At 44.0% G+C, this 16101-nt stretch carries 18 protein-coding genes; 1 reads left to right on the top strand and 17 read right to left on the bottom strand.

Annotated features, from left to right (window positions below):
* Positions 1-56: 56 nt before the first annotated feature.
* From rpsA to OW255_RS05450, 11 genes are all read right to left on the bottom strand, one after another.
* Positions 57-1151: a 30S ribosomal protein S1 gene (gene rpsA / locus OW255_RS05500; protein WP_024836905.1), complete on the bottom strand. Its 1095-nt coding sequence runs from the start codon at positions 1149-1151 to the stop codon at positions 57-59.
* Positions 1132-1983, bottom strand: a complete 852-nt coding sequence (gene ispH / locus OW255_RS05495) for a 4-hydroxy-3-methylbut-2-enyl diphosphate reductase (RefSeq protein ID WP_024836906.1) — start codon at positions 1981-1983, stop codon at positions 1132-1134. The genes rpsA and ispH overlap by 20 nt, the downstream gene beginning before the upstream one ends.
* Before the next feature lie 2 nt (positions 1984-1985).
* Positions 1986-2672: a (d)CMP kinase gene (cmk, locus tag OW255_RS05490; protein ID WP_024836907.1), complete on the bottom strand. Its 687-nt coding sequence runs from the start codon at positions 2670-2672 to the stop codon at positions 1986-1988.
* The gene (locus OW255_RS05485) at positions 2669-3925 is read right to left on the bottom strand and encodes a BaiN/RdsA family NAD(P)/FAD-dependent oxidoreductase (RefSeq protein WP_024836908.1); all 1257 of its coding nucleotides are present in this window, start codon (positions 3923-3925) and stop codon (positions 2669-2671) included. Before OW255_RS05485 ends, cmk begins: the two co-directional genes overlap by 4 nt.
* A gap of 66 nt (positions 3926-3991) precedes the next feature.
* Positions 3992-5491, bottom strand: a complete 1500-nt coding sequence (gene pap, locus OW255_RS05480) for a polyphosphate:AMP phosphotransferase (protein ID WP_024836909.1) — start codon at positions 5489-5491, stop codon at positions 3992-3994.
* A 25-nt stretch (positions 5492-5516) separates the two neighbouring features.
* Positions 5517-6638 (bottom strand): aldo/keto reductase, encoded by a 1122-nt coding sequence (locus OW255_RS05475; protein WP_268115896.1) that lies wholly within the window; start codon positions 6636-6638, stop codon positions 5517-5519.
* A 126-nt stretch (positions 6639-6764) separates the two neighbouring features.
* A complete protein-coding gene (locus OW255_RS05470; protein ID WP_268115895.1) occupies positions 6765-8084 on the bottom strand; it encodes an aspartate kinase in 1320 nt (439 codons plus the stop codon).
* A 144-nt stretch (positions 8085-8228) separates the two neighbouring features.
* Positions 8229-8816, bottom strand: a complete 588-nt coding sequence (locus OW255_RS05465; RefSeq protein ID WP_268115893.1) for a hydrolase — start codon at positions 8814-8816, stop codon at positions 8229-8231.
* Between the two features lie 18 nt (positions 8817-8834).
* The gene (locus OW255_RS05460; protein ID WP_268115892.1) at positions 8835-9296 is read right to left on the bottom strand and encodes a 2-thiouracil desulfurase family protein; all 462 of its coding nucleotides are present in this window, start codon (positions 9294-9296) and stop codon (positions 8835-8837) included.
* A 64-nt stretch (positions 9297-9360) separates the two neighbouring features.
* Positions 9361-9945: an ATP-dependent Clp protease proteolytic subunit gene (locus OW255_RS05455; RefSeq protein WP_268115890.1), complete on the bottom strand. Its 585-nt coding sequence runs from the start codon at positions 9943-9945 to the stop codon at positions 9361-9363.
* Positions 9942-10343, bottom strand: a complete 402-nt coding sequence (locus OW255_RS05450) for a helix-turn-helix domain-containing protein (protein ID WP_268115889.1) — start codon at positions 10341-10343, stop codon at positions 9942-9944. Before OW255_RS05450 ends, OW255_RS05455 begins: the two co-directional genes overlap by 4 nt.
* 263 nt (positions 10344-10606) lie before the next feature.
* On the opposite strand from OW255_RS05450, the gene OW255_RS05445 reads away from it, so the two are divergent.
* Positions 10607-11806, top strand: a complete 1200-nt coding sequence (locus OW255_RS05445) for an FprA family A-type flavoprotein (protein ID WP_024836916.1) — start codon at positions 10607-10609, stop codon at positions 11804-11806.
* A 35-nt stretch (positions 11807-11841) separates the two neighbouring features.
* Here the strand turns inward: OW255_RS05445 and OW255_RS05440 are convergent, their stop codons facing one another.
* The 6 genes from OW255_RS05440 to OW255_RS05415 all read right to left on the bottom strand — a co-directional run bounded on the left by OW255_RS05440 (position 11842) and on the right by OW255_RS05415 (position 15975).
* Positions 11842-12426 carry an accessory gene regulator ArgB-like protein gene (locus OW255_RS05440; protein WP_268115887.1) on the bottom strand — a complete coding sequence of 195 codons (585 nt, stop codon included), beginning with the start codon at positions 12424-12426 and terminating at the stop codon, positions 11842-11844.
* A 12-nt stretch (positions 12427-12438) separates the two neighbouring features.
* Positions 12439-12585: a cyclic lactone autoinducer peptide gene (locus tag OW255_RS05435; RefSeq protein WP_268115885.1), complete on the bottom strand. Its 147-nt coding sequence runs from the start codon at positions 12583-12585 to the stop codon at positions 12439-12441.
* 96 nt (positions 12586-12681) lie between these two features.
* Positions 12682-13338 (bottom strand): 3-oxoacid CoA-transferase subunit B, encoded by a 657-nt coding sequence (locus tag OW255_RS05430; RefSeq protein ID WP_024836918.1) that lies wholly within the window; start codon positions 13336-13338, stop codon positions 12682-12684.
* Positions 13338-13997: a CoA transferase subunit A gene (locus OW255_RS05425; protein WP_024836919.1), complete on the bottom strand. Its 660-nt coding sequence runs from the start codon at positions 13995-13997 to the stop codon at positions 13338-13340. Before OW255_RS05425 ends, OW255_RS05430 begins: the two co-directional genes overlap by 1 nt.
* 13 nt (positions 13998-14010) lie before the next feature.
* Complete coding sequence (locus OW255_RS05420; RefSeq protein WP_268115883.1) at positions 14011-14757, bottom strand: acetoacetate decarboxylase; 747 nt, start codon at positions 14755-14757, stop codon at positions 14011-14013.
* A 30-nt stretch (positions 14758-14787) separates the two neighbouring features.
* Entirely contained in the window at positions 14788-15975 is a 1188-nt protein-coding gene (locus OW255_RS05415; RefSeq protein ID WP_416861720.1) for an acetyl-CoA C-acetyltransferase, read from the bottom strand.
* Positions 15976-16101 lie beyond the last annotated feature (126 nt).

Here is a 16101-nt window from a genome sequence, read left to right as displayed (position 1 = left end):
CTCAAAAAAGGAAGTGGATGGCTCCACTTCCTTATCTGTCATATATCTTATTATGTTTAAGCTTCGTCAGAATATACAGGACCATCTTCAATTTCATCCTGTGCCTGAAGTGCTTTGATGCTTAAACTGATCTTTTTCTCATCTTCGTTAAAATCAACGACTCTTGCTTCGATTTCCTGACCAATTGCAAGTACATCAGATGGCTTCTCTACGTGCTCTCTGGAAATCTGAGATACATGAAGAAGTGCATCTACGCCTGGCTCTAACTCAACGAATGCGCCGAAGTCTGTCATACGAGCAACTCTTCCTGTTACCACATTGCCTACTGCATATTTCTCAGAAGCATCTTTCCATGGATTTGTCTCAGGGAACTTTAAGCTTAATGCGATCTTATCGCCGTTAATGTCTTTGATTAAAACTTTAACTTTCTCTCCAGCCTTGAATGCTTTTTTCGGGCTTTCTACTCTGCCCCAGCTCATCTCAGAGATATGGAGTAAACCGTCAGCGCCGCCAAGATCGATGAATGCACCGAAATCAGTTACGTTCTTAATGGTTCCTTCTACAATATCACCGGTATGGATTCTGCTGAATAATTCTTTCTGTAATTCTGCTCTCTTAGCAACCATAAGCTGCTTTCTGTCGCCGATGATTCTTCTTCTCTTAGGATTGAATTCTGTAATGATGAATTCGATTTCTTTATCTGCATATTTAGATAAATCCTTCTCATAAGTATCAGAAACAAGGCTTGCAGGAATGAATACTCTTGCACCTTCTACAACAACGCTTAAACCGCCGTCAAGGACCTGTGCAACTTTTGCAGTTAATACTTCGTGGTTTTCGAATGCTTCTTCCAGCTTCTTGTTGCCTCTGTCTGCTGCAAGTCTCTTGTAGGATAAAGCAACCTGACCTTCACCATCGTTTACCTTAGTAACTTTGGCTTCCATCTCTTCTCCAACCTGTACAACGGTGGTAAGATTTAAATTCTGGTCATCCGTGTACTCGCTACGCGGGATGATGCCATCAGACTTGTAACCTATATTCAAGACGATTTCATCTTCTTTTACGTCGATGACTTTACCAGTGACGATCTCTCCTGTACGTATGGTTTTTAATGATTCTTCTAACATTTGTTCAAAACTTAACTCTGACATTAGTATGAACCTCCTCGATAATATGATTCGGGGTTGAAGCCCCGGCTGTAATACCTACGCTGCGCACAGAATTTACACAATCAGGATCTAAATCACCTAGTGTCTGGATATAGTAAGTATTCTTACATTCCCTTCGGCATATCTCGTACAGCTTCTGGGTATTAGAACTGCTTTTTCCGCCTATGACAATCATGGCATCCACTTCTGAAGCTATCCGCTTTGCTTCCACTTGTCTTTCCTGTGTTGCATTGCAAATCGTATTTAAAACAAGTATATCATACCGCGTTTCAGAAATTTTTTCAACTAAATCTTGAAATTTCTTGTAATTAAATGTCGTCTGTGATACAATACACAGCCTTTCTCCTTCGGTTAGAGGTAAAGCTTCCACTTGTTCGGGTGTTTCCACCACTAGAGTATTTGCATTTCCCCAGCCTTTAATACCCTCTACTTCCGGATGCGATTCATTTCCAATAATTATCAGGCGTCTTCCGTCTTTATTCTGCTCCTGAGCGACCTTATGTATCTTCCTGACATAAGGGCAGGTGGCATCAATCACCTCAATGCCATTCTCTTCTAAGATCTCATAAATCTTTCTGCCAACGCCGTGGCTTCTTATGACCACCACACCATCTTTCAGCTTACGAAGCTCTTCTTCTGTTTCTATGACTTTTACGCCCTTTTCTTCTAAGTCCCTGACCACTTCTTCGTTATGAATGATGGGACCGTAGGTATAGATGGGCTTATCGTTTCGTTTTAGCTGTTCGTAGACCTGGTCAACGGCGCGCTTTACGCCGAAGCAGAATCCTGCTGATTTCGCAACTACCACTTCCATGACTACTTCTTCCCTTCTTTTTTTCGTTCAAGGAACAGCTCCAAAATACGATCCTCCACCTCTTTTTTTGTCATGTCAGAGGAATCCAAAAGAACGGCATCCTCTGCCTGTCTTAAAGGGGAATTTTCCCGGTTCATATCCCGGCTGTCTCTCTCTATAATATCTTTTTCTATGTCTTCCAGCGTGTATTGTCCCTGGTTTTCCTTTAGCTGTGCAAATCTTCTCTTTGCCCTCACCTTACTGCTTGCAGTGAGATAGATTTTTAAATCTGCCTCTGGGAGCACGCAGGTTCCTATATCTCTTCCGTCCATGATTACGCTTTCATTTCTGGCAAGCTCTTTTTGAAGTTCCACCAGTTTTTCTCTGACGGGCAGATAAACGGAGGTAGCTGAGGCCATGTCACTGACTTCTCCGGTGCGGATCAGTCCGGAAACGTTTTCCCCGTTTAAAATCACCTGCTGTTCCCCGTTTTCGTAGGAAATGGTCACCTTTACGTCTTTTGCTGCCTTAAATATGGCGACTTCATCTGCCGGTGAAATGCCCATTCTTAAAAAATGAAGAGCCATGGCGCGGTACATTGCTCCTGTATCAACATAAACAAAATGAAGCTTTTCTGCTACTGACCTTGCAATGGTACTTTTTCCGGCACCAGCCGGACCATCTATGGCTATATTATAAACCTCTTTCATCCTTCGAACTTCTCCTCTCCTGCAGCATTCCCTGCTGCCCATCCGGTGGACCAGGCAATCTGTAAATTAAACCCTCCGGTCACTGCATCAAGATCCAGTACTTCTCCTGCAAAATAAAGACCGGGAACCAGCTTTGATTCCATGGTAGAGGGATTTACCTCCTTTACGGAAACACCGCCCTGGGTGATAATTGCCTCATTATAGGCACGAAGCCCGGATAAGGTAAGGGTAAATGCCTTGGTTATCTGAATGATTCTTTGGCGTTCTTCCTTTGTAATCTCATTGACCTTTTTCTCCGGCGGTATCTGGCTTCTGTCAATCATAACAGGAACCAGCTTGGCGGGGTAGAGGTGATTCAAAGAGTTTTTAAACTGCTTATTGATAGCTTCTTCAAAATCCCGTAAAAGCCTGGTATCTAACTGCTCTTCGGTAAGTGCTGGCTTTAAATCAATGGATAAGGTAAGCGGACCTTTTTTTAATTCTTTGGCAGCATAGCTGCTGGCACTTAATAATACAGGGCCGCTGACGCCGTAATGGGTAAAGAGCATCTCCCCAAATTCCTGGTAAATGGTCTTTTTCCCTTTTAACACTGTGGCCTCCACATTGCGAAGGGATAATCCCTGAAGCTCCTTTACCACCGGCTCCTCAACCACAAATGGAACGAGGGCTGGAGATATGGGCGTAACCGTATGGCCAGCTTCCTTGGCTAGCTCGTAGCCATCTCCAGTGGATCCGGTCAGGGGATAGGAATAGCCTCCGCAGGCTACAATCACGGAATCTCCCGTAAACTGGACTTTCTTTCCTCCGCTATTTAAGAGAAGTCCGGTTATGGAACCGTTTTCTATGAGAAGCTTTTTCACCTCTGCGCGGTAGTGAATGGTGACCCCTAAATCCATCAGTCTTTGGTTCAAGACCCGGATAACATCAGAGGATTTGTCTGATGCAGGAAAGACCCGGTTTCCACGCTCGGTTTTAAGCGGACATCCAAGCTTTTCTAAAAGATCCATCATATCAAAATTGGTAAAACCGTAAAAACTGCTATATAAAAATTTGGCATTGGTCACAACGTTTCCAAACAATTCTTCGGTATCACAGGCATTGGTCACATTACAGCGGCCTTTTCCCGTGATAAAAACCTTTTTGCCAAGCTTTTCATTTTTCTCAAAAATGTGGACGGTACTGCCCTTCATGGCTGCTGCTATACCAGCCAGCATCCCTGCAGCGCCACCGCCCACGATTAAAACCGTATTCATGCCGTATCCTCCTGGTTCATTCACTCCTTTTCTACTTTACACGAAAAAAGAGGAAAATACAAGCGGTCACGGATTTTTCTTTGACTCCTTAATCTTTGCTTCCAGGGCTTCCACCACTGTTTTTAAGATCTTTACTCTGGCATAATACTTACAGTTTCCTTCTACCACAATCCAGGGAGCATAGGTGGTTGAGGTACGCACAAGCATCTCATTGACTGCCTCCTCATACTCATCCCACTTCTCTCTGTTTCTCCAGTCTTCTTCCGTTATTTTCCACTGCTTCTGAGGATTTTCCTGGCGGGCCTTAAAGCGCCGCTCCTGCTCATCCTTATCGATGTGAATCCAGAACTTTAACACCACAGCGCCTGCATTGCCTATGTGATTTTCCATCTCATTGATTTCCTGGTAAGCCTGCTTCCACTGATTTTCACTGCAAAAGCCTTCCACCCGTTCCACCAGAACACGTCCATACCAGGTGCGGTCAAAGATGGCGATGTGACCTGATTTTGGCATGTGATTCCAGAACCGCCAAAGGTAATGATGGACCCGCTCTAAATCGTTTGGCGCTGATGTGGGATATACCTTATAGCCTCTTGGGTCTAAATGACTGGTGAGGCGCCTGATAGCGCCGCCTTTTCCTGCTGCATCCCAGCCTTCAAAACCAAGGACCACGGGGATTTTTAACAGGTAGATCTGACTGTGAAGCTCATCTAAGCGCTCCTGAAGAACGTCAATTTCTCTTTTATACTCTTCCTTTGTTAAGGTCTTTGTTAAATCAACTCCCGAGAGCACTCCATTTTGATACTCCTTCGTCCGGATAGGAACTTCCTTTTCCTTTCGTTCTCCGCGGATCAAACGAAGGTGGTATGCCTCCTCCAGACGGTCTGCCACATGGGTCATGATTTTTACGGCTGCATAATCTTTATCCGTGGCTTCGATAATGGTCCAGGGAGCATAGTCCATATCCGTATTTTCAAGCATCTCTTCACAGATGCCAAGGAACCGGTCATACTCCTTATTCCTTCTCCAGTCGTCTAAAGAAACTCTCCAGCTGGTACTTTTTGAGCTTTCCAGCTTCTGAAACCGGTCCTTCTGCTCTTTTTTAGAAATGTAGAGAAACAGCTTGATGATGACCATACCATCATCGGTCAGCTGTCGCTCAAAGGACTGGATATCCTTATATGCTCCCTCTATGGCGCAGGCTTCTATCTTCCCGTCAAACCGCTCCATGGTCACCTGGCGGTACCAGCTCCTGTCAAAGAGGGCGATTCTTCCCTGGGCCGGAAGCTTGGTCCAGAAACGCCACAGAAACGGGCGCATCCGCTCCTCCTTGCTGGATTTGTCATTGGCATACACATCGAAGCCTCTTGGGTCAAGGGCCTGGATGAGATGATTGATCTGGGTGCCTTTCCCCGATGCTCCCATGCCTTCAAATACAATGGAAACAGGGATGTTGGCATCCTTTAGCTTTCGCTGCAGCTCTCCTAACCGTTCACTTTGTTCCTTGATTTTATCCTTATATTCTCGTTTATCAATGGTTTTAGACAAATCAATTTTCTCTAGCATACGCCATCCCTCCTGGATTAAGCCGTCATGCCTCCATGTGGGAAAATACCTTTGCCACTTCTGGCATGACCTGACTGATCTTTATCATCTGCGGGCACTCTTTTTCACAGCGGTGGCATGCCTTACAGCTTTCCGCATTTATGGAAATGTTCCGGTATCCTTCCACAGCTTCTTTTTCTTTATGAGCAGCTGTCATATTGTATAGGGTGAAGATGTCTGGAATAGGAAGTCCAAAGGGGCAGGGAATGCAGTAGCGGCAGCCAGTGCAGCCTACCAGTGCCATGGAATCGTACACTTCCTTTGCCTTTTCATACATTACCTTTTCTTTATCCGTCACCATATGAACATGACTTCTATCCGCATAAGTCAAATTTTCTTCTAACTGGGTTTCATCGCTCATTCCGCTTAGGAGCAGGCTGACTTCCGGCTGATTCCATAAAAAGTCCAGAGCATATTCCACACAGGTTTTATCCTCTGGGAAAATCTCTTTTACGTGGGCGGCCGGTGCTGCCAGCTTACCGCCTAAAAGCGGTTCCATAATAACCACGGCAAGTCCCTTAGAAGCGGCCTCTAATAAGCCTTTTTTGCCTGCCTGATGGGTCAGATCCACATAGTTATACTGAATCTGGCAGAAATCCCATCCATCATAATAATCTAGGATATCCTGAAATACATCATATGAATCATGGAAGGAAAAACCAAGATACTTAATCTTTCCCTGTTCTCTTGCCCGCTCCATCTTTTTTACAAGATCGAATTTTTTAACCGTATCTTCAAACCGGTCTCTGCTTAAGGCATGAAGCAGATAAAAATCAACGTGGTCTGTCTGAAGCTTCTCTAACTGCTCGTCTAACACAGCTTCAAAGTCTTCTTCCTTTTGAAGCTTCCAGACAGGACATTTGGTAGCCAGATACGTCTTGTCCCGGTATCCGTCAAGAAGAGCCTTTCCAACAATCCGCTCGCTTTCTCCCTGGTGATAAGGATATGCGGTATCAATGTAATTGACTCCTTCGTCAATGGCATGGCGAATCATCTGAATGGCCCGTGTTTCATCCACCTGATCATGTTCCAATACGGGAAGTCTCATGGCTCCAAATCCAAGTGCTGATACTTTTAATCCTGTTTTTCCAAATTCACGATACTGCATAATTACCCTCCGCATGTGTATTTAATACTGTAATTGTATCATATTCGACCTGACATAAAAATACTTTTCTGGAAAAAAAGAAAGACAGGAATCACAGCTTTATAGCTGTTCGTTCCTGTCCCTTTTTTATACTTCTGTCATAATAAAGATATCGTAGATTGCCTTAATGGCTTCCTCAAAATCTGCATTCTTTACACCGATAATAATATTCAGTTCACTGGAGCCCTGGTCAATCATCTTTACGTTGACCCTGGAATGAGCCAGTCCTGAGAAAATCCTTCCGGCAGTCCCTCTGGTCGCTTTCATTCCACGTCCGACCACCGCGATTAAAGCAAGGTCTGATTCCATTTCAACAAAATCCGGTTCCACAGCCCGATGAATTCCTGCGATTACTGACTGCTCAAATTCCTCAAATTCGGACTGATGAACAAAGATAGTCATGGTATCGATTCCAGAAGGCATATGCTCAAAAGAAACGCCGTACCGCTCAAATACCTCTAAAACCTTTCTCCCAAAGCCAACCTCAGCATTCATCATGGCCTTTTCAATGTTAATGGAGCAGAACCCTTTTTTACCTGCAATGCCTGTAATGGTGTAATTGGGCTTTCTGCAGGTGCTTTCCACGATTAAGGTTCCCTTATCCTCCGGTTTATTGGTGTTTCGGATATTGATGGGGATGCCTTCTTTTCTTACTGGGAAAATGGCATCCTCATGAAGCACGCTTGCTCCCATGTAAGCCAGTTCCCTGAGTTCTCTGTATGTAATGGTCTCAATGACCTCAGGATTTTTAATAATTCTTGGATCAGCCACCAGAAAACCAGATACATCGGTCCAGTTCTCATACATATCTGCATGAATGGCCTTTGCTACAATAGAACCTGTGATATCAGAGCCGCCTCTGGAAAAGGTCTTAATGGTCCCATCTTTTTTCGCTCCGTAAAAGCCGGGAATGACTGCCCTTTCTGTATGACCTAGACGCTCTCCCAGCTCCTTGTCTGTAAGGTCTGCTAAAAAGGCTCCATCCTCATCAAAAAAGATAACGTCTGCTGCGTCGATAAATTCGTAGCCCAAATACTCTGCCATCACGAGGCCGTTTAAATATTCACCTCTGGAAGCCGCATAATCCTTTCCGGCCTTTTTAAGGAAATTCTCTTCAATGGTGGAAAATTCAAAATCCAGGTTCAGGTTTAAATTAAGACCGTCAATGATCTCATCGTACCGTTCTCTGATCTTTTCCAAAATCTTTTTATAGCTTTTTCCCTGTAATGCTGCCTCGTAACACTGATACAGCATATCAGTTACTTTTTCGTCCTTGTCACTACGCTTTCCAGGTGCGGAAGGTACCACATATCGCCTGCTTTTGTCTTCCCGAATGATATCTCCAACCTTTTTAAACTGCTTCGCGCTGGCCAAAGAGCTGCCTCCGAATTTCACAACTTTTTTCATAGCGTCTCTCTCCTCTGATACAGGTTATTATCTGGATATTTAACGGAAATAATATCCCAATTGCTTTCTGATGTCAAGCATTTTTCAAATATATTGCATAATTTTCCATTTTCATGTATAAATAATCCTTCAATGTCCTGGTTCTTAAGAAAGGTGTTCCAGTTCTGCGTTTACACGTTCCTCGCAGGAGCGCATGGCAAGTATGGTCTTCTCAAACAAATCTTCCAGGGTCCAGCCAAGAGCCTGTGCGCCGTCTGTAATCACATCTCTGGAGCAGCCGGCTGCAAACTTTTTATCTTTGAATTTTTTCTTTAAGCTTGATACCTCCATATCCATGACACTCTTTGAGGGGCGCATTCTGGCTGCAGCACCAATGAGGCCCGTGAGTTCATCGGCAGCAAACAGTATCTTTTCCATCTCATGCTCTGGCTTTGTATCCACGCAGATACCGTAGCCATGGCTTACAATTGCATGGACAAGCTCTTCTTCTGCCCCGATTTCAAAGAGAAGCTCCGGAGCCTTTTTGCAGTGCTCCTCCGGGAATTCTTCAAAATCCACATCATGAAGAAGACCTGCAAGCCCCCAGAAATCTTCCTCTTCGGAATATCCCATTTCTTTTGCATACCACCGCATGACTCCTTCTACGGTCAGTCCGTGAAGCAGATGGAAGGGCTCCTTGTTATATTTCATAAGCAGTTTCAGTGCTTCTGGTCTTGTAATTGCTGTTTTCATCCTATTCGTCTCCTTATCCTAACGTTCTGTGTTCTTTGTAAATTCTTCCTGAATATTACTCTCCCCTGTTACCTGAATTCCGTTCTCTTCTAAGAGCGCTGCTGTCATGCCGCTGCCGCCTGTCCTTGTTCCGGAAAACGTGCCGTCGTAAATGGTCCCATGACCGCAGGAAGGGCTTCGCTCTTTTAATATGGCCCGTTTGCAGCCGTAAAGCGTTCCGATTCTGAGGGTCTCTTTCGCACCCCGTTTAAAATAATCTGTGACGTCCTGCCCCTGCTCATTGCTAACAGACCCATCTGCCTTCCTCTCTGCCGGCAGCCGGGGCGTCATTAAGCCTCCTAACTGCTCCGGACAGACTGGAATCAGATTATAATGTTTCATCAGCGATACCACTTCTTCTCGTTTGCCGTTACCGCCGTCGTAGCGGCAATTCACTCCCAAAAGGCATGCGCTTACCAGTATGTTTTCCTTATTTTCCACCTTTAAGCCTCCTTTTATAAGTCTTACTGTAGCAAAAAAAAGAAAGAGGTTCAATCCCTCCTTCTTATTTTCGTTCCACAATTTCATCTATGATCCCATAATTCTTGGCTTCCTGGGCCGTCATATAATGATCCCGGTCCGTATCCCGGTCAATCTCTTCTATGGTATGCCCTGTATTTTCTGCCATGATCCGGTTAAGCTTAAGCTTATCTGATTCCAGCTTTCTCGTAAAAATAGAGATATCCGTTGCTTTTCCTCCGATGTTCTGTACCGCCACCTGATGAATCATGATTTCAGCATTGGGAAGAGCAAACCGCTTTCCCTTTGTTCCACCTGCCAGAAGAAATGCACCGTAGCTTGCTGCAAAGCCAAGACAAATGGTGGAAACATCACATTTGATGTGTCTCATGGTATCGTAAATGGCAAAGCCTGCTGTGACCGAACCGCCTGGGCAGTTAATATAAAAGGATATATCCTTAGATGGATCCTCTGCCTCCAGAAAAAGAAGCTGGGCGACGATAAGTCTGGCCGATTCGTCACTGACCTCTTCTCCTAAAAAGATGATCCGCTCCTTTAACAGGCGGGAAAAGATATCATAGCTCCGTTCTCCTGCCGACGTTCTCTCAATGACATAGGGTACAAAACTCATGCTGCACACCTCCAGGTTCCTGTTTGTCGGGAAACGATCTCCACCGTTCTAAGTTCCTTGCAGATTCCTTTTTCTCTGTACGTCTTTGGCGTACATCCGTATTCCTTTTTAAAGGCCAGAGAGAATGCCTGCTGGGACTGATAGGATGCCTCCAGGGCAATATCAGCAATGGATCTTTCTTCTTCCATAACAAGCTTTTTAGCAGCCTCTGAAAGCCTTCGTTCCTTAATATAGCGGTGCAGGGTACAGCCGGTCACTTCACAAAACATGCGATTTAGATGAAACCGGGAATATCCGGTTCTCTTTGCAATAGTCTCCAGATCCAGTCCTTCCTCCAAAGACAATTGGGCTTCCACATATTCAATTACATTTTTAACGGTCCTTTTCTTACCTTCCATGTTCCACCTCCATCTTATGCCTCTCATTATATCAGCCAATAAATTTTTTGTCTTAATAAAAAATGCGGTTATTTTCAGCTTTTTTCCATAAAATAGTTGGATATGATCCATCATTTAAACTGGATAGAGAGAAAATTCATCAAAAGGGTCTTAATAATAGTAAATCCTACTATTTTTGTAGAAAAAACAATGACATTTCCTTTGAAATATAGTATACTTTTAAGTGACAAGATATATCGAACGAAAGAAAGGAAGGCTGCAACATGTATTGTGTAAAAAAAATCAACGACGATCTATTCTGGGTCGGGGGAAGTGACCGCCGTCTGGCTCTGTTCGAAAATGCTTACCCGATTCCAAGAGGGATTTCCTATAATTCTTATGTCCTGCTTGACGAAAAGACGGTTCTTTTTGATACCGTTGACCGTGCCATTACCGGACAATTTTTGGAAAATGTGGAAGCTGTGCTTGATGGAAGGGATCTGGATTATATTATTGTCAATCATATGGAGCCAGATCACTGTGCTACCTTAGGAGAGATTGTAAGAAGATATCCAGATGTAAAGGTCGTATGCAATGCAAAGACCGTTCCCATCATTAACCAGTTTTATGAATTCGGTGTTGATTCCAGAGCAATTATTGTAAAGGAAGGAGATACCTTAAGTACCGGTAAGCATAACTTTACCTTTTATCTGGCTCCCATGGTCCATTGGCCGGAGGTTATGGTTACTTTTGATACAACAGATAAGATCCTTTTTTCAGCCGATGCCTTCGGTACCTTTGGCGCGATGAACGGGAATTTATTTGCAGATGAATTGAATTTTGAGCGGGACTGGCTTGATGATTCCAGAAGATATTATTCCAATATCGTAGGCAAATACGGTCCGTCTGCCATGACGCTATTAAAGAAGGTAGCTCCACTTGACATTCAGATTCTCTGCCCGCTTCACGGTCCGGTATGGCGCTCTGACATCAACTGGTACGTGGATAAGTACTTGACCTGGAGCAGCTATGAGCCAGAGGATAAGGCCGTTATGATTGTTTATGGTTCCATTTACGGCAACACAGAGAATGCTGCTAATATCCTTGCAAGCCGTCTGGCAGACAGAGGCGTGAAGAACATTGTTGTTTATGACGTATCCGTCACACATGCCTCAATTCTCATTTCAGAAGCGTTCCGGTGCAGTCATCTGGTATTTGCCTCTGCCACCTATAACAGCGGTATTTTCAGCAACATGGAGCACCTTCTCATGGATATGAAGGCCCATAACGTGCAGAACCGTACCGTAGCTCTTATGGAGAATGGTACCTGGGGTATTACAGCAGGGAAAAAGATGGCTGAAATCATCTCCGGCATGAAAAATATGACCATTCTTGATGATATGGTCACCATCAAATCTTCCGTCAAAGAAGATCAGCTTGTGGACATCGCAGCTCTTGCTGATGCCATTGTAAAGACCTTATAATTCTTAACATACAAAAATCCCTCCCAGGATACAGCTCATTTAAGCTGTTCCCAGGAGGGTTTTTGATTTCTTATCTTTTGAAGTACCAGTAAGAATGCAGCGGCATAGATTCCCCATCTGATGAGACCTCCAATGTTTATGTAATGAATCATAGTAAATATCATACAGCCTGTATTTGCCAGAATCAGGATAATTCTTGCTTTTTTCCTGTAGTATATCTTTTCTACCTCATCCAGTCTCTTATTCTCATTATCAGCCGGGCTTAAGAAAAAAATAATACCGTCGCATAAGGCCAATAATCCCCACAACAAGAACTGATTGATTTCCATCTGAGATAACAAAAGAATGATTGAAATGTAACAGCAGGAAAACAGATAACATCCTGTTTTTGTCTTTGCATGATATCCCCCTGCACTTCTTCTTAATGGTATGAATACGCATCCAATCAGGATTAACTCCGGGACCAAATGAAAGCATATTGCAATCCATAAATATGAAATACAATGAGCGATCTTTAAGATCAGACACTCCATTCCAAATTTATAAAGCTCTCCATCTTCCTCCGAAATAATCTGATGGAATACCAGCTTTTTGGTAAACCATATTTCCCATGGTATCATCCGGAAATCACCTTAAAATTTTCTTAGTTTCTTTGCATTTTCAGGTAGTTTTGGCTGGTAGCCAATGAAAAAACAGGAACTGTTTGCTTCTGTTTTTGCAGAATTTAAGATTACTTTTGATGCCAGTTTGAGTGACAATTTCTTTAACTCATCCTTCATTTTGACGCCTCCATTCTTTTTTCTTATTAAGAATATATGACTTCTTCCCAGCATTATTCAAAACCTAATACAATCTTAAGATTTTGACCGTGTATCTTAAACTTCAATGACTTTTAGACTGGGAGAAATGATCAAAGGAGCTTCTGTCTGATTTTTTACATCTTCTACAGAAATACCAGGAGCAATTTCCTTTAACACCAGACCTTCATCTGGTATAACATCAATAACTGCCATATCTGTCACAATGGTCTTAGCCACATGAGCTGCAGTGAGAGGAAGTCTGCATTTACGAAGTATCTTCGGTGATCCGTTCTTATTGACGTGCTCCATAGCCAGAATGACTTTTTTGGCGCCTACCACCAGATCCATGGCTCCGCCCATTCCCGGTACCTTTTTGCCTGGAATCATCCAGTTGGCAACATTTCCTTCTGAATCAACCTCCAGTGCTCCTAACACCGTAACATCCACGTGGCCTCCCCGTATGATGCTAAAGGAGAACGAGCTGTCAAAGAAGCTGGCCCCCTTTACCGTGGTCACGTAATTTCCACCTGCATCGATACAGTTAGGGCTCTCATTCCCCTCTCCGGCATTTGGTCCAACGCCAAGGATTCCATTTTCCGCTTCCAGCATGATATGAACATCTTCCGGTATGTAATTTGCCACCATGGTAGGCATTCCTATCCCAAGGTTGACGACATCACCATCTTTTAATTCCTTTGCAACTCGTTTCGCAATAAATTCTCTCTTATCCATTATAATCCCACCTTTACGATTGCATTTACAAAGATTCCAGGAACATTGATATGATTCGGCTCCAGCGTACCTGTCTTTACCACCTCATCTACTTCAGCAACTACATAATCAGCCGCAGTAGCCATGACAATATTAAAATTACGGGAGGAACCTCTGATGATTAGGTTTCCTTCTTCATCGGCCTTTTCTGCTTTTATAAAGGCCACATTTGCCTTTAAGGGCATCTCAAGAAGATATTCTTTTCCCTCAATCTCCAGCTTCTTTTTTCCTTCCTCCACTACGGTACCTACACCAACAGGAGTTAAAACACCTCCAAGCCCTGCACCGCCGGAACGGATTTTCTCTGCCAGGGTTCCCTGAGGAAACAGCTTTACTTCTGCTTCTCCTGTCATAAGAAGTCTTCCTGTCTCCGGATTGGCGCCGATATAGGAAGCAAAGATACGGCTGACTCTTCCGCTTTTCACCAGCTGATAGATGGATAATTCTTTGGTTCCTGTATCATTGGATATGATGGTCAAATCCTTGGCTGGATTGGTGTTTAACAGAGTGTTCACCAGATGCTCCGGATGGCCTCCTGCCAAAAATCCACCCACCATAATGGCATCTCCGTCTTTTACTTTTTCTACTGCTTCTCTGGCTGTCATCAATTTACTTTTCATGATCGATACCTCCTTAGCTTTCTTCTAAGTAATCATACATAACGCTTCCATAGGGAAGGGTCAAATCTGCGATAAAATGCTTTCCTTCCAGGCATTTCTTTATGGGAAGGTCTGCGACCGGTGCATTGACATGAGGCGTCAGGCTTAGTCTTGCAGGCCCTGACCAGGCACCTTTCACTGTAATGTCTTCCAGTTCATAGGATACCAGCTGAGCAATCTTAGGACTTCCGTCCACGTCGGGGATCAGCTTTAAGTTCACCTGGGTCTTTCCTATGGTTTTAGCAACTGCCTGATGATCAAGTGTGTTATATTTAAAGGGCATAGTTCCCATAGCCACCAAAACGTTATTATAAATCAGAGTACCGGTTAGGGTTTCTGTTTCCTCAACCTTTAGAGAGGGGTGACCCCATTTTTTAGGAAATCCCCAGATTTCCCGGCCTCCAAGAATGGCGGGACCATTGTTTAAATACATCTGAGAAATAAAGTTACAAGGTTCTCCGTGATAGAGGCAGGGAATGACGACTCCGCTTTCTTCGTAGGAACCTAAACCTGAGGAATCCGGCATTTTAATCCATTCATAGACCACTGTATTGCTCCCGTCCGGCTCCAGAGGCTCCGGGACAGCCTGGCGTATGGTTTCCGGGTCGGATTCGTAGGTAACGGTAAAGAATTCACGGTTTATGAACCGGCAGGGTGGACGGCCGTAGCTGGCACTTGCAGCCGGCATGGATTGTAAGGCTAAAATATCTTCTTTCTTCATACACATCTTCCTTTCTTTGTATTATGTATGTTAAATGGCGGCGTTTTCTACCAGCATGGCAATTCCCATGCCTCCTCCGATACATAAGGAAGCAACTCCATAATGAGCGGATCTGCGCGTCATTTCATGAATGAGAGTGACCAGTATTCTGGCTCCGCTGGCCCCTAAGGGATGGCCGATTGCAATGGCTCCTCCATTGACATTGATTTTTGATGCGGGTATTTCCAGTTCTCTTGTGGCAGCCACAGACTGAGAAGCAAATGCTTCATTGATTTCAAAAAGGTCAATATCCCCTACGGTAAGTCCCTGTTTTTTCAGTAAGGTGTCTACTGCCTTTAATGGTCCCATTCCCATGTATGCAGGATCAAGCCCCACCAGGGAATACCCCTTAATATAAGCTGCCGGTTTTAACCCATGCTCCCTGCATGCCTCGTCTGATGCTACAAGCATGGCTGCTGCGCCATCACTGATGGGGGAGGCATTACCAGCTGTGACAGTTCCATCTGGCCGGAATACAGTTCTTAAGGTGGATAGCTTTTCTTTTGTGGTATCCGCTCTCACGTGCTCATCTTCGTTAAAGAGGATTTCTTCCTTCTTCTTTTTGACGGTTACTGGTACGATTTCTCCATCAAATACGTGATTCTTCTGTGCTTCTGCTGCTTTTTTATTGCTCTCATAAGCAAATTCATCCTGTTCCTGTCTTGTTACGTGATATTTTTCAGCCACATTTTCCGCGGTAAGACCCATATGATAATCGTTAATGGCACAGGTGAGGCCATCTCCCACCAGGCTATCTACCAGTTCACCGCTTCCAAGACGGTATCCGTTTCTTGCATTTCTCAAAAGGTAGGGAGCATTGCTCATATTCTCCATTCCACCTGCCAACATTATGCTCCCCTGTTCTGCCAGGATGGAATTGTAAGCAAGAGCTACTGCATGAAGGCCGGAGCCGCACACGGTATTGATGGTTGATGCCGGTACATTCACTGGGATTCCTGCTTTTATTGCAGCCTGACGGGCCGGGTTCTGACCATTGCCAGCCTGAAGGACATTGCCCATATAAACTTCATTAATGAAAGAACTATTTACATTGCTTTGATTCAAACACGCTTTTATAACGGTTGACCCGAGTTCCGTGGCACTTAGGGTGGAAAGAGTACCATTAAAGGATCCAACTGCAGTTCTTAAAGGACTTACTAACGCTATTTTTTTCATAATCATTCATTCCTTTCATTTATTCGTTTGTCAGTTACCAAGATGAAACAATGATTTCAAATGTGAGACTTCGATTCAAAAATAAGTGATGTAGAATAGTTATTTTTGCTCCCTTCTGTTGTGGATTGA

This window comes from Lacrimispora xylanolytica (assembly GCF_026723765.1).
GTDB classification, from domain to species: Bacteria; Bacillota; Clostridia; order Lachnospirales; family Lachnospiraceae; genus Lacrimispora; species Lacrimispora xylanolytica.
The sequence above is the reverse complement of the archived record's forward strand: the minus strand, read 5'-3'. Positions and strand labels throughout refer to the sequence as shown.